Source organism: Chitinibacter bivalviorum, from assembly GCF_013403565.1.
Lineage (GTDB): Bacteria > Pseudomonadota > Gammaproteobacteria > Burkholderiales > Chitinibacteraceae > Chitinibacter > Chitinibacter bivalviorum.
On the sequence record NZ_CP058627.1, the window covers coordinates 3,520,010 to 3,533,110 of the forward strand.

The following is a 13,101-nucleotide window of genomic DNA, read 5'->3' on the forward strand; positions in this document are numbered from 1 at the left end:
CGCGACAGCTTTACATCTATTGCCAGCCACTCATTGCACCGATTAATGAGTGTCGCCAATGGGTCCAGGCTGTGTAAAAACGCTTCAACACACGACCGGTATAATTCTTGGAACTCCCCGCCAAGGATGATTCTATGCCCAGATTCATTGCAGGTGAAAGCAGAACCCAAACATTGCTGTTGCCTGAATGCTTGGAAGATTATATCAGCGCGGACAACCCCGTCCGGGTCGTTGACCAGTTCGTTGAATACCTAGATTTAAAGGCACTCGGTTTCGATGGGGTTGAGCCAGAAGCCACTGGCCGCCCAGCCTACCATCCCAGCACGATGCTCAAGCTGTATATCTACGGCTACCTCAACCGAATCCAATCCAGCCGTCGCCTGGAACGTGAAGCCCACCGGAATCTAGAGCTGATTTGGCTCACCGGTCGCTTAATGCCCGACTTTAAAACCATCGCCAATTTCCGCAAAGATAATGGGCCAGCGATTTGCAAGGTTTGCGGGCAGTTTGTCCAGTTATGTCGGCAACTCAGTTTATTTAGCAACGCCATTGTGGCAATTGATGGCAGCAAGTTCAAAGCCGTTAATCATCGCGACCGCAACTACACCAGCAACAAACTCGCTAAGCAACGGGAGCAAATCGAAGCGAACATTGCAAGTTACCTGCGGGAGATGGAAATTACAGACCGGCAACCGCCCGATATTGCAGAAGCCAAGGTCGCCCGCTTGCAGGACAAGTTGGCGCGACTGAAGTCGCAGATGGCCCGCCTGGATGAGGTCGAGGCTCAACTCGCCAAGACGCCAGACAAACAGATTTCACTCACCGACCCAGATGCCCGTTCCATGGCGACCAGCGGCCGTGGCAGTGGTGTTGTGGGTTATAACGTGCAAACCGTTGTCGATGCCAAGCACCATTTAATTATTGCGCATCAGGTCACCAATCAAGGGCATGACCGTACGCAGCTGGCCAATATGGCCCAACAAGCCAAAGCAGTCCTCGCACAAGAAACAATAGAGGTGGTCGTAGACCGAGGTTATTACAACGGTGATGAAATACTGGCGTGTGAACAGGCGGGCATTACGGTTTTGGTGCCGAAACCGCAAACCTCAGGTGCTAAAGCAGATGGGCGCTTTGGCAAAGATGAATTCCACTATGACCCAGCTCGTGATGAATATGTCTGCCCAGGCAATAGCCGACTAATTCATCGTTTTGTGAGCTTGGAAGCTGGGCGCTATATGAGCCGGTATTGGAGTTCTGACTGCCCACGTTGCCCGCTCAAGACCAGATGTACACCGAGTGATTACCGGCGCGTGAGTCGCTGGGAGCATGAGGCCGTACTGGAAAAAGCGCAGCAGCGATTGGAATTGCAACCAGATGCAATGCGTATTCGACGGCAGACCGTTGAACATCCCTTTGGGACGCTAAAAGCCTGGATGGGGGCAACGCATTTCCTAATGAAGACCTTGAAGCACGTCAGTACAGAGATGAGTTTGCATATACTCGCGTATAACATGAAGCGAGTTATGAACATAATGGGAAATCAAGCAATGTTGGTGGCAATGAAGGGCTGAAAGGCCTTTTAATTTTGCTGTTTTTAGTGGTGTTATTCATGAAGTTTTACGTTTACTTCAAGCAACACGCGCGTGATTCAAATTGGTTAGGCAAAATAACCCACGTCGGTCTTGGCGTTTTTACACAGCCTGGGTCGAGAGCTGTAATTTGGTTATGGGTATATTCATAAGCTTCAATTCAATAAGTATGTTTGTAAATATACCCATAAAAAAGCCCCGCCGATCTGGCGGGGCTTTGATTTTGGTGGGTACCTGCGGCGATATCGGGTAAGACATCGTCCTGAGTATGAGGCGGCGGGCTTGTGGCCTTGGCTTCGCGGCGGTTTTGGGTAAAAACCGCCGGTCCCGATGCTGCAAAATCGTTAAACCGGCTGCGGATGTACTCGCTCGGCGTTGCTTTGAATCTTGTTCAGCGCTGAAATATAAGCTTTGGCGCTGGCCACGATGATATCGGTGTCTGCACCTTGGCCATTCACGATACGACCGTCTTTAGCGAGGCGTACGGTGACTTCGCCCTGACTGTCAGTGCCTGCGGTAATGGCATTCACTGAATACAATTGCAGTTCAGCGCCGCTGTTAAACAATGATTCGATCGCTTTGAACGTCGCATCCACCGTGCCGTCGCCTTGTGCGGTCGCGCGGCGTTCTACGCCCGCTTCGGCGATCACGAGATCGGCCTGCGGTGTTTCGCCAGTTTCAGATACTACTTTCAGCGATACCAGTTTGTAGTGTTCCTGCTCAATAGAAATCAACTCGTCGGACACCAGCGCGTGCAAGTCTTCGTCGAAAATCTCGCGCTTTTTATCTGCCAATGCTTTGAAGCGCGCAAATGCAGCGTTCAGCGCTTCCTCTGATTCGATTTGAATGCCCAATTCGGCTAGCTTGGTTTTAAACGCATTGCGGCCCGACAATTTGCCCAGGCTCAAGCGATTGGTGCTCCAGCCAACGGATTCGGCGCTCATGATTTCGTAGGTTTCACGGTGTTTGAGTACGCCGTCTTGGTGGATCCCCGATTCATGCGCAAAGGCATTCGCGCCCACAATCGCTTTATTCGGTTGCACTGGGTAGCCGGTAATGGTGGAAACCAGCTTGCTGGTCGGTACGATTTGCGTCGCATCAACGCCACATTCCACGCCGAAAATATCGCGGCGGGTACGAGTGGCCATGACGATTTCTTCCATTGCTGCGTTGCCCGCGCGCTCACCCAAGCCGTTGATCGTGCATTCGACCTGACGTGCGCCGCCCAGCACAGCGGCAAGGGAGTTGGCCACGGCCATCCCCAAATCATTATGGCAATGTGCCGACCAGATGACTTTATCGCCACCCGGTGTTTTAGCGATCAGTTCGCGGAAAAACGCTTCGGTGCGTTGCGGTACGGCGTAGCCGACGGTGTCGGGTACGTTCAGTGTCGTTGCACCTGCCTCAATCACTGCGCCAAAAATACGGGCAAGGAAATCGATATCGCTGCGCAGCGCGTCTTCGGCTGAAAATTCCACGTCATCGGTGTATTCGCGCGCCATTTTGACGGCTTTGACCGCAGCTTCAACAACTTGATCGGGCGTCATGCGCAGCTTGTGTTCCATGTGGATCGGGCTGGTCGCGATAAAAGTATGGATACGGCCACGTTTAGCGTCTTTGATAGCCTCACCAGCTGCACGCACGTCGCGCTCGTTGGCACGCGCCAAAGAACAGACGGTGCTGTTTTCGATGATGCCGGCAATGGTTTTGATTGCGTCGGCATCGCCTGGGCTGGCGGCGGCAAAGCCCGCTTCGATCACGTCAACGCCGAGTTTTTCAAGTTGGCGTGCGATGCGGATTTTTTCTTCTTTAGTCATCGACGCGCCGGGCGACTGTTCGCCGTCACGCAGCGTGGTATCAAAAATAACCAGGCGATTGTTATTACTCATGGTGTTCTCCTGTGTGGGGGCGGGTTGCGCGCCCGTCATATAGTTCTGGATATTAAAACTGCGGCCTTGGCTTGTGGCCAATTTGGCCAGCTTGTCCACTTGGGTGAGTGGCAAGCTGCCGCGTTCACGCCATTTGTAAATCGCTGCGCGGGACACCGGATCATCTGGAAATAGGCTATTGAGTTGCTCGGCCAGATTACTTGGTCCATCAAAATCAGCAATTAGACGGTCGATGTCTAATGACACAGTGTGCTCCTTCGCGTTGATGGGTTTAGATTAGATATTTTTGGACATGGTGTCAAATTGTTTGGGCGAAAAAATAGCGATCATGTGCTGCTGATCGCTATTTTGTTGTCTAAAAGGCGATAATTAGACTAATTGTCTGATTTTGCGACCTGCGGCTTGCTTTTCTTCAGTACGCGCCAAAACCAATACAGGTAGCCCGACATGGCATAGCAAATAAAGAAGCTAAATAAGACCAAGGCTGGGCGCGATGCCCCAATGACTAAAACCAAGGTTGCAATCAATAGCGAGACAAAGGGTACCGTTTTGCGCATGTGCAGCTCTTTAAAGCTCCAGTACGGGACATTCGAAACCATGGTTAACCCGGCAAATAAGGTAAAGCACAGTGCAGTATAGGGCTGTAGCTCAATCAGAAAGCTGAGGTCATCGTGATACTCGATGTTAATCCAAACCAAACCGGCGACCAGTGCCGCCGCTGCGGGGCTAGGTAGGCCTTGGAAAAAACGTTTGTCGACAATGGTGATGTTGGTGTTAAAGCGCGCCAAGCGCAGCGCCGCGCCAGCACAATAAATAAAGGCCACCGCCCAGCCGAGCTTGCCAAAATCTGACAAGCCCCATTCGTACATCACCAGCGCAGGGGCGACACCAAATGACACCATGTCTGACAGACTGTCGAACTGTGCGCCGAATTCGGATTGGGTATGCGTCATGCGAGCGACACGACCATCGAGGCCGTCGAGTATCATCGAGGCAAAAATCGCCAGCGCGGCTTGCTCAAAACGACCGTTCATGGCTTGGACAATCGCATAAAAACCGCCAAACAGTGCGGCAAGCGTAAATAGATTCGGGAGTAAATAGATACCCTGGCGGCGCAAGTTGATCGATGGCTTGGTGCTGAGCGACATAAAGTTGATCTCGACAAGGCGGATATAGAAACGTGTTGATTGTAACCGACACACGGCAGGCTCAACAGTGTTGTGTGCATCTTGCCAGCCCGCCTTGCGCTATAATCGGCGGTTTGATTGATTCTGGGGCTGGCCGTGTCCGATCGCCTGTTTGTTCTTTTTCAACACATCTTGCCTAAGCAAGCGCTGACCCAGCTATTTGGTTATTTTGCCGGGCTGCAGGCGGGTAGTAAGACCACCGCGGTGATTCGCTGGTTTATCGGTAAATATCAGGTCAATATGAGCGAGGCCGCCAATCCTGATCCGGCAGCCTATGCCACGTTTAATGAGTTTTTTACCCGCGAGCTCAAGGTTGGCGCGCGCCCATTGGCAGCTGCCAAGCTGGTGTGCCCAGTGGATGGCGCGATTAGCCAGTTTGGCGCGATTGAAAAAGATCAGATTTTCCAGGCTAAGGGCAAGCATTTCACGACCACGGCTTTGCTCGGTGGCGATGCCGCACTGTCGCAGCAATTTGAAAATGGCCAGTTTGCGACGATTTATCTGAGCCCCAAGGATTATCACCGTATTCATATGCCGTGCGCTGGGCGTTTGACGCAGATGACGTATGTACCCGGCGAGCTGTTTTCAGTAAACCCCGCCACGGCGCGTGGCGTCGATGCGTTGTTTGCGCGCAATGAACGCGTCGTATGTATGTTTGAATCCGAATTCGGTCATTTCGCGCTGGTACTAGTCGGGGCGACGATTGTGGGCAGTATGGCCACTGTTTGGCATGGCGTGGTCAATCCGCCACGCAGCAAGTCGGTCTGGACCAAAGATTATCGTGATCAACAGATCGTATTGGAGCAGGGCGCTGAAATGGGGCGCTTTTTGCTTGGCTCGACCGTGGTATTGCTCTATCCGAAAGGTGCTCCAGCCTTTAATCCTGATTGGCAGCCGACACGCGCGGTGCGATTGGGCGAAATGATGGCCAATTAAGGCATAATGAATCGCAAATTTAATGGGTATATTGCTGTAGTGCTTTTTATAAAAAGCTGCCGGCGATATACCCATTGCCATATTGATATGCTAATGTCATTTTCTGCGTATTGTATTTTGCGCTTTGAGCGCAAGATGCCGATTAGCTGTATCGATTTCAGAAGTGAGTTGTGCCTGCTGGCAGACTGTCTACGCTAAAGAATGAAATTCACCCCATGTTTGACTTTGCTTGCTGGGAGGGCAGAATGAAGCTGGCCGAACTTTGCCTGACCGCGCTGTTGACGCTCTCCACTGCTGGTGTTGCTGCGGCAATGCCCAATCAATTGAGTATTTGCTGGGAAGATGGATTAAAGCCACCCTACCTCATGCTGGATGCGCAAGGACAAGTGGCAGGCATTGCGGTCGATATGGTGAACGAAATCTTGCGGCGTCAGCAAATACGGCCAAAACATATCATCATGCCGTGGAAGCGTTGTTTAGCCGAAGTGGAATCGGGCTCGGTTGATCTGGTGCCCAATTCCAGCTATCGCGACGAACGCGCGCAATACGCCTTGTTTACTGAGCCACTGTACGATACGCATGTGGTGCTGTTTTATAACGTCAAACGTTTTAACGTACGCCCCCAAATTCGCAGTGTGGATGATATGAAACGCTATTCACTGGGCGGTATTTTGGGCTTCAATTACGATCAATATGGCGGGCAACTGAATATTGATACCTCGGCCAAATCGCGCGATATATTGCTGCGCATGATGATGGCGGGGCGTTTTGATGTGGCCATCGAACAGCTGGAAGTCATTCAAATGATGCGCCAGCAAAATGAAGTAAACCTAGAGCAAATTGCCTATTTGCCTGATCCAGTTCAACCGGTGAAGCATTTTCATATTCTGGTCAGTAAAAAGCATCCCCAAGCTGCGGCGGTAAAGAAAATGCTGGATGATGGGATTGCCGGACTTAAACGCGATGGCAGTGCCAAGGCGATCCAAGTGCGCCATTTGGGTGAATAAATAGGGTTTCCAATCGCTGGCCAATAAAAAAACCCAGCGCAAGGCTGGGTTTTTTGTTGAGCGCCAGAATCAATCTGGCGGCCGACTAATTCATGCTTAGTTTGAATTAGTTCTTAGTTTGGTCAACGATTTTGTTCGCTTGAATCCAAGGCATCATCGCGCGCAATTTCGCACCAACAACTTCGATACCGTGCGCTGCGTTGTTGCGACGCGCTGCAGTCATTGAAGCGTAGTTAGTTTGGCCTTCCAAGATGAATTGCTTAGCGTATTCGCCAGTCTGAATGTTTTTCAGCGCTTGACGCATTGCTTTGCGAGATTCTTCGTTGATTACTTGTGGGCCAGTTACATATTCACCGTACTCCGCGTTGTTAGAGATCGAGTAGTTCATGTTCGCGATACCGCCTTCGAACATCAAGTCAACGATCAATTTCAACTCGTGCAAGCACTCGAAGTAAGCCATTTCTGGCTCGTAACCGGCTTCAACCAAAGTCTCGAAGCCCATTTTTACCAATTCAACCGCGCCACCGCACAATACGGCTTGTTCGCCGAACAAGTCAGTTTCAGTTTCGTCTTTGAATGTTGTTTCGATGATACCAGTGCGGCCGCCGCCCACGCCCCAAGCGTATGACAAAGCAACTTCTTTCGCGTTGCCCGTCGCGTTTTGGTAGATCGCTACCAAGTCAGGAACGCCGCCGCCACGTACGAATTCTGAACGTACAGTGTGGCCAGGTGCTTTAGGCGCAACCATGATCACGTCGAGGTCTTTGCGTGGCACAACTTGGTTGTAGTGAATCGCGAAACCGTGAGCGAAGGCCAAAGTAGCGCCTTGTTTGATGTTTGGCTCGATTTCTTCTTTGTACAATTTTGATTGGAACTCGTCCGGAGTCAAAATCATCACTACGTCAGCAGCAGCAACTGCAGTGGCAACGTCAGTCACTTTCAGGCCGTGAGCTTCAGCTTTTTTTACTGTTGCTGAGCCAGCACGCAGACCTACAGTTACATCAACGCCAGAGTCTTTCAAGTTGCAAGCGTGAGCGTGGCCTTGTGAGCCGTAACCGATGATGGCTACTTTTTTGCCTTTGATGATGGCTGGGTTGGTGTCTTTATCGTAGTAAACGTTCAATGCCATGATGATTCTTCCTTTGATTAATATTGGTAATGCTTGTAAGTGTTAAACCAAAAGTTCCCACGCTTCCTTGCTTTGCCTTACCGTACTAAGTGTACTGTCTGCGGCTTTGCGCCTTGCATGAAAACTTTTGTCTAGTTGCTTATGGGTATTGCTTTGCAGATATTGCCTGTGTTGATCTACAGGCAAATACCCTGCTTAAAGTTTCAGGATCCGTTCGCCACGGCCGATGCCAGAAGCACCTGTGCGCACCGTTTCCAAAATTGCGGCTTGATCCAGCGCCTTGATAAAGGCGTCGAGTTTTTCACCCGGGCCGGTCAATTCGATGGTGTAGCTCTTCTCAGTAACATCAATGATGCGGCCACGGAAAATATCCGCCATCCGTTTCATTTCATCACGATCTTTGCCCGTCGCGCGCACTTTGATCAGCATTAGTTCGCGCTCGATATGATCAGCCTCGTTCAGGTCGATCACTTTAACCACTTCGATCAGCTTGTTGAGCTGCTTGGTGATTTGTTCGATCACATCTTCTGAGCCGTGGGTAACAATCGTCATCCGGCTCATCGTTGGATCTTCGGTGGTTTGCACCGTCAAAGAATCAATATTGTAACCGCGGGCAGAAAACAGACCCGTTACGCGCGACAGCGCGCCGGCTTCGTTTTCAATCAGGACAGACAAAATATGACGCATGATTCATCTCTCCTTAGCAAAGATTGCCGTAGTCACGGTTGTTTTCAAATGGCGTGAGCTGCATGTTTTGCATGTGCGGCGGCAAGTCCATCTGGTTGAGGCCTTTCCCGTTTTGAATCATCGGGAAGACATTGGCTTTTGGATTAGTCAGGAAATCCATAAATACCAGACGCTCTTTCATTGCAAACGCTTCACGCAAAGCAGGCTCAACGTCGGCGGGTTTGGTGATTTGCATGCCCACGTGGCCATACGCTTCTGCCAATTTGACAAAGTCAGGTAGCGCATCGACATACGACTCGGAATAACGCGTGCCGTAGAAGAATTCTTGCCACTGGCGCACCATGCCGAGGTAACCATTATTCAAGTTAATGATTTTGACTGGCGTGTGGTACTGCTTGCACGTCGACAATTCCTGAATATTCATCTGGATCGAGCCGTCGCCGGTAATACAAGCCACATCCGCGTACGGGTTCGCCAGTTGCGCGCCCATTGCCGCAGGTAAACCAAAGCCCATCGTGCCCAAGCCGCCCGAATTAATCCATTGGCGAGGACGGTTGAACTGGTAATACTGCGCCGTAAACATTTGGTGCTGGCCCACGTCTGAAGTAATGATGGCGTTGCCACCGGTCACTTCAAACAGCTTTTGCATCACAAATTGCGGCTGAATAATTTCGTCGTCTTGCGCGTACCACAGGCTGTTGGGTTTGCGCCAATCGTTGATCTGATCCCACCAGGCATTCAGTGCTTTTTCGCTTGGGCGGATATTGGCTTCTTTCAAGATCGCGATCAGGTCTTTCAACACGTCTTTGACATCGCCAACAATAGGTACATCCACTTTCACGCGCTTAGCGATCGAAGATGGATCGATATCGATCTGAACGATTTTCTTCGCTTGCGAAGCAAAATGCGCTGGCGATGAAATCACACGGTCGTCAAAACGCGCGCCGATCGCAATGATCGTGTCGGCGTATTGCATCGCCATATTGGCTTCATACGTGCCGTGCATGCCAAGCATGCCAACAAACAGCGGATCAGAGCCTGGGTATGCGCCCAAGCCCATTAGCGTATTGGTGCAAGGTACATTGAGCATGCGAACCAGTTCGGTCACTTCTGCTGCTGCATTGCCCAAAATCGCGCCGCCGCCCACATAAATAAAGGGGCGTTTCGCTTGCTCGAGCAAAGTCGCCGCTTTCTTGATCTGGCCTGGATGGCCTTTTACTGGCGGGTTGTAACTGCGGATTGACACTGATTTTGGATAGTCAAATACGGCTTTGGCTTGCGTTACGTCTTTGGGCACGTCAATTACAACAGGGCCTGGACGGCCTGTAGTTGCAATGTGGAAAGCCTTTTTCACGGTAGCCGCAAGGTCTTTCACGTCTTTAACCAAGAAGTTGTGTTTCACAACCGGGCGTGAACAGCCGACCATGTCGACTTCTTGGAACGCGTCCGAGCCGATCATGGGGGTGCCGACTTGGCCGGAAATCACCACCATCGGGATCGAATCCATAAACGCGGTCGCAATGCCGGTAATGGCATTGGTTGCGCCCGGGCCAGATGTCACCAGCGCTACGCCGATTTTTTCGGAAGAGCGTGAGTAAGCATCGGCTGCGTGCACGGCAGCTTGTTCATGGCGAACGAGTACGTGTTTGAATTTGTTTTGTTTGAAAATCGCATCATAGATTTCCAACACTGCGCCGCCTGGATAGCCGAAAACGAATTCTACGTTTTCTTCCGCCAGACATCGCGCGAGAATTTCTGCGCCCGAAATTTCCATCGGTTTGAGTCCTGAGTCAATGTTGATCGGCAATCCATATGCCAAAGGCAATATGGAATTCCCCTGCACGGCAATGCGGGGGCGGGTTGTATCAACCCTATCGGTTTTGCTGACCTAGCAGGCGAGTAACCCTTAGGCTGCAACAAAACCTTAGTACCGAGCTTGGTCGCCATCTACCAACTTTTGGTCGGTATTGATACGAGAGATGATGCGTTGGCGCAAGCTATCCGGTGCTGATCGCGACGCTTAACGTCATCGAACAGCTGGTGTGACTGGGTGTAGGGCTGTAAAGTTACCCGATGGCGAGGGAATTGGCAAGTTTTTCTGGCTGTTTATGGGGCGGTTTGCTAGTATCAATGCCCTGTTTTTGCAGTGATATTTCAAGTCTTTTAACGCTCCTTTTTCGAGGATATTCTCATTGGCCGCACCGAGCGATTTGGCGCAATTTCTGGCAAGCGTCGAGCAACGAGCGTGGCGTCAGGCTTGGATTGCCCTTCGTGATCGCGATACTGCGCTCGATGTGGTGCAAGATGCGATGCTGAAATTATCAACGCATTACGCCCAGCAACCTGAGGCTGAATGGCCGCTGCTGTTTCAGCGTATTTTGCAAAACACCATTCGCGATTATTTGCGTCGCCAGAAAGTGCGTGGCTTGTGGGTCAGTTTGTTTTCGTCTTTTTCGAGTCGTGACGACGCGACGGGCGAGCAGGATGATCCACTCGATTATTTGGCCGATGAAGGCTCGCCGACGGTCGAGATGCAAATTAGCCAACGTCAGCATATGGCCTTGATCGAAGAGGGCTTAAGTTTATTGCCCGCGCGTCAACGTGAAGCCTTTTTGCTGCGTTATTGGGAAGAGATGGATGTGGCAGAAACGGCGCAAATTATGGGATGCTCGGAAGGGAGCGTCAAAACGCATTGTTCTCGTGCCTGTCATACGCTGGCAAAATGGTTAAGTGAGCGAGGGGTGACATTATGAAGCGACCAATCTTGAGCGACGATCGTCATGAACAGGATTTTGCGCAGCAACTGGGCAAAACCCTCGCTAGCGCTGAACCTAATTCGGTGGTTCGTGCCAAGCTGGCTGCCGCGCGCGAGCAAGCCGTGCAGGCTTCTGGCCCGCGGGTGCATGGCTCGGTCTTGAGCCGAGTTCATGGATCGCACAGTTGGCGCTGGGGCATTTCTGCCTTGCTGGTGGTCGCTGCTTTGACTTACTGGCAACAAGCGCGGCAGCAGCAAAATGTGGCGGCCACACAGGATTTGGTCGATGAAGTGATTTATTACAGTTTGGATTATTAAAGCAGGGTATGGCGTGAAGTCGAATCAGTCAGCAGCATCCGTTATTGAAAAACATGAACAAAACGCCGCATGGGGGCGCCGATTTGTTGCCTTTCTGTATGAGGGCTTATTACTGGCCGCCGTATTGCTGATTGCCGTGGGGATTTTTCAGGGTTTGATCCAGCTATTTGCAGGTATATCGCCGGAAGCATTTTCTGGATTGGTTTGGGTGCGAGTACTGAGTGGGGTATGGTTGCTGGCGGTATGCTTTGCCTACTTTGGTTGGTGTTGGACGCGCGGACAAACGCTGGCGATGATGACTTGGCGGATGCGGATTGCGCCGCGAGCGGGGCAATTGAGCTGGGGTATGGCTGCGGTACGGTTTGCAATTGCCAGCGTTTTTTATCTCCCCTTGCTGCCGCTCTGGGTGCTCGCCATTTATCACCCTGAAGCGAAGCTATGGGCGTGGCTAGGGACGGTTTGGTTTTTTGTGCCCTGGCTTTTTGCTTGCTTCGATGCTGATAAGCAGTTGTTGCAAGATCGAATCGCCAAGACCCGGATTGCCAATAGCAAACCGAAGAAATAAAAAAAACGCCTCTGAAGAGGCGTTTTTTTATGCGTGTATTTCTAGTTCAGATTGAGCCACAAACTCGCATCGTTGATCGGTGTTTCCGGCGGCAGACTGGGGTTATTCAGGTAAATCTTTCTGCTGCCTTGATATTTACTGAGTGGGAAGAGCTTCGCAGTCACTGGGCTTTTCTTCATATAGTCGAGCATGCTGCCGTCACTGATCGCTTGGCGCAGGCCTTTTTCAATCCGAGTGGCAAGCACGGTATTGTTCTTGGCGGTGAAAAAATACATCGGCATTTTGTAGACCAGCAATAACTTATCGTAAACCACCAGATCAGGGTTATTCAGCGTCGCAAACTCCGCGTACACCTCGTTTAAGCCGCGCGGGAAGTAATCGCCGCGCCGATTGATCAGCATCGGATACATCATTTCAAACTTGGGCGGCTTTTCGATTTTTAAGCCTGCCAGCTCCAAAATGGCGGTATCGGGCCATTGCGAGCCTTGAATTCCAGTGTATTTGGCTAAGTCTTGTGCGGTTTTGATCTGGCCAAATTGGGGAATGCTTTCTTTGCGAATCACGAGTGCGCGATGGCCAAGCAGCCCGCCATCGAGTGGAATACGGATCGGTCGTAGCAATTTTTCGCGTTCAATATTAGTGCCCGCCCAATCAAGGTCGATCAAATTGCCGCGGCTTAACTCAAGCAGCGCGCGGGCTTGGGGCATATCTGTGCTAATTTCGACGATGCGGGCGGGGCCTTGCTCGGGTGTTTTTTGCAGCGCAAGCCTCACCAAGCCAATAAAGTAATCATGACTGGTGTCTATCGCCCCTTGCTTTGGGCGCATCCGAATAATTTGCTCATCACCTTGTGCCATCAAGGGGGAAAGCAAAGCGCAAAGCAGATAAAGCAAAATGGCAGGCTTAAATGTCATCACGTGTCGCTGCTGGCTAGGTGAAGTAACTTTATGTTACAGCGACTGATAGTGCAGCGTCGGAAGTAAACCGCTTCCCGAACAGCAATACAACAACGCAATTTTATCGCTGTTGATTCGGCAAT

General features: G+C 51.1%; 12 protein-coding genes. 6 read left to right on the plus strand and 6 right to left on the minus strand.

What is annotated here, in order from left to right:
* The first annotated feature begins 134 nt into the window (after window positions 1-134).
* The gene (locus tag HQ393_RS16565) at window positions 135-1,571 is read left to right on the plus strand and encodes an IS1182 family transposase (protein ID WP_179356732.1); all 1,437 of its coding nucleotides are present in this window, start codon (window positions 135-137) and stop codon (window positions 1,569-1,571) included.
* 362 nt (window positions 1,572-1,933) lie between these two features.
* Here HQ393_RS16565 and HQ393_RS16570 read toward each other — a convergent pair whose 3' ends face one another.
* Window positions 1,934-3,724 carry a 2-isopropylmalate synthase gene (locus HQ393_RS16570; protein WP_179356734.1) on the minus strand — a complete coding sequence of 597 codons (1,791 nt, stop codon included), beginning with the start codon at window positions 3,722-3,724 and terminating at the stop codon, window positions 1,934-1,936.
* Window positions 3,725-3,852: 128 nt separating this feature from the next.
* Entirely contained in the window at window positions 3,853-4,626 is a 774-nt protein-coding gene (pssA, locus tag HQ393_RS16575; protein WP_179358553.1) for a CDP-diacylglycerol--serine O-phosphatidyltransferase, read from the minus strand.
* Between the two features lie 135 nt (window positions 4,627-4,761).
* Here pssA and asd point away from each other — a divergent pair, with 135 nt between their 5' ends.
* Window positions 4,762-5,601 (plus strand): archaetidylserine decarboxylase, encoded by an 840-nt coding sequence (gene asd / locus HQ393_RS16580; protein WP_179356736.1) that lies wholly within the window; start codon window positions 4,762-4,764, stop codon window positions 5,599-5,601.
* Between the two features lie 245 nt (window positions 5,602-5,846).
* Window positions 5,847-6,608 (plus strand): substrate-binding periplasmic protein, encoded by a 762-nt coding sequence (locus tag HQ393_RS16585; RefSeq protein ID WP_179356738.1) that lies wholly within the window; start codon window positions 5,847-5,849, stop codon window positions 6,606-6,608.
* A 106-nt stretch (window positions 6,609-6,714) separates the two neighbouring features.
* On the opposite strand, the gene ilvC is transcribed toward HQ393_RS16585, so the two are convergent.
* The 3 genes from ilvC to ilvB form a co-directional block, all read right to left on the minus strand.
* Window positions 6,715-7,731, minus strand: a complete 1,017-nt coding sequence (ilvC, locus tag HQ393_RS16590) for a ketol-acid reductoisomerase (RefSeq protein WP_179358554.1) — start codon at window positions 7,729-7,731, stop codon at window positions 6,715-6,717.
* Window positions 7,732-7,932: 201 nt separating this feature from the next.
* Entirely contained in the window at window positions 7,933-8,424 is a 492-nt protein-coding gene (gene ilvN, locus HQ393_RS16595; RefSeq protein WP_179356748.1) for an acetolactate synthase small subunit, read from the minus strand.
* A 13-nt stretch (window positions 8,425-8,437) separates the two neighbouring features.
* Window positions 8,438-10,198, minus strand: coding sequence for a biosynthetic-type acetolactate synthase large subunit (gene ilvB, locus HQ393_RS16600; protein ID WP_179358555.1), 1,761 nt, complete (start codon window positions 10,196-10,198; stop codon window positions 8,438-8,440).
* 418 nt (window positions 10,199-10,616) lie between these two features.
* Between ilvB and HQ393_RS16605 the strand changes: the two genes are divergently transcribed.
* From HQ393_RS16605 to HQ393_RS16615, 3 genes are read left to right on the plus strand one after another with little or no spacing between them, the layout of a single operon-like run.
* Complete coding sequence (locus HQ393_RS16605) at window positions 10,617-11,177, plus strand: RNA polymerase sigma factor (protein WP_179356750.1); 561 nt, start codon at window positions 10,617-10,619, stop codon at window positions 11,175-11,177.
* A complete protein-coding gene (locus HQ393_RS16610; protein ID WP_179356752.1) occupies window positions 11,174-11,497 on the plus strand; it encodes a hypothetical protein in 324 nt (107 codons plus the stop codon). Before HQ393_RS16605 ends, HQ393_RS16610 begins: the two co-directional genes overlap by 4 nt.
* A 13-nt stretch (window positions 11,498-11,510) precedes the next feature.
* A complete protein-coding gene (locus HQ393_RS16615; protein WP_179356754.1) occupies window positions 11,511-12,062 on the plus strand; it encodes an RDD family protein in 552 nt (183 codons plus the stop codon).
* 41 nt (window positions 12,063-12,103) lie between these two features.
* Here the strand turns inward: HQ393_RS16615 and HQ393_RS16620 are convergent, their stop codons facing one another.
* Window positions 12,104-12,976 carry a substrate-binding periplasmic protein gene (locus tag HQ393_RS16620; protein WP_179356755.1) on the minus strand — a complete coding sequence of 291 codons (873 nt, stop codon included), beginning with the start codon at window positions 12,974-12,976 and terminating at the stop codon, window positions 12,104-12,106.
* Window positions 12,977-13,101 lie beyond the last annotated feature (125 nt).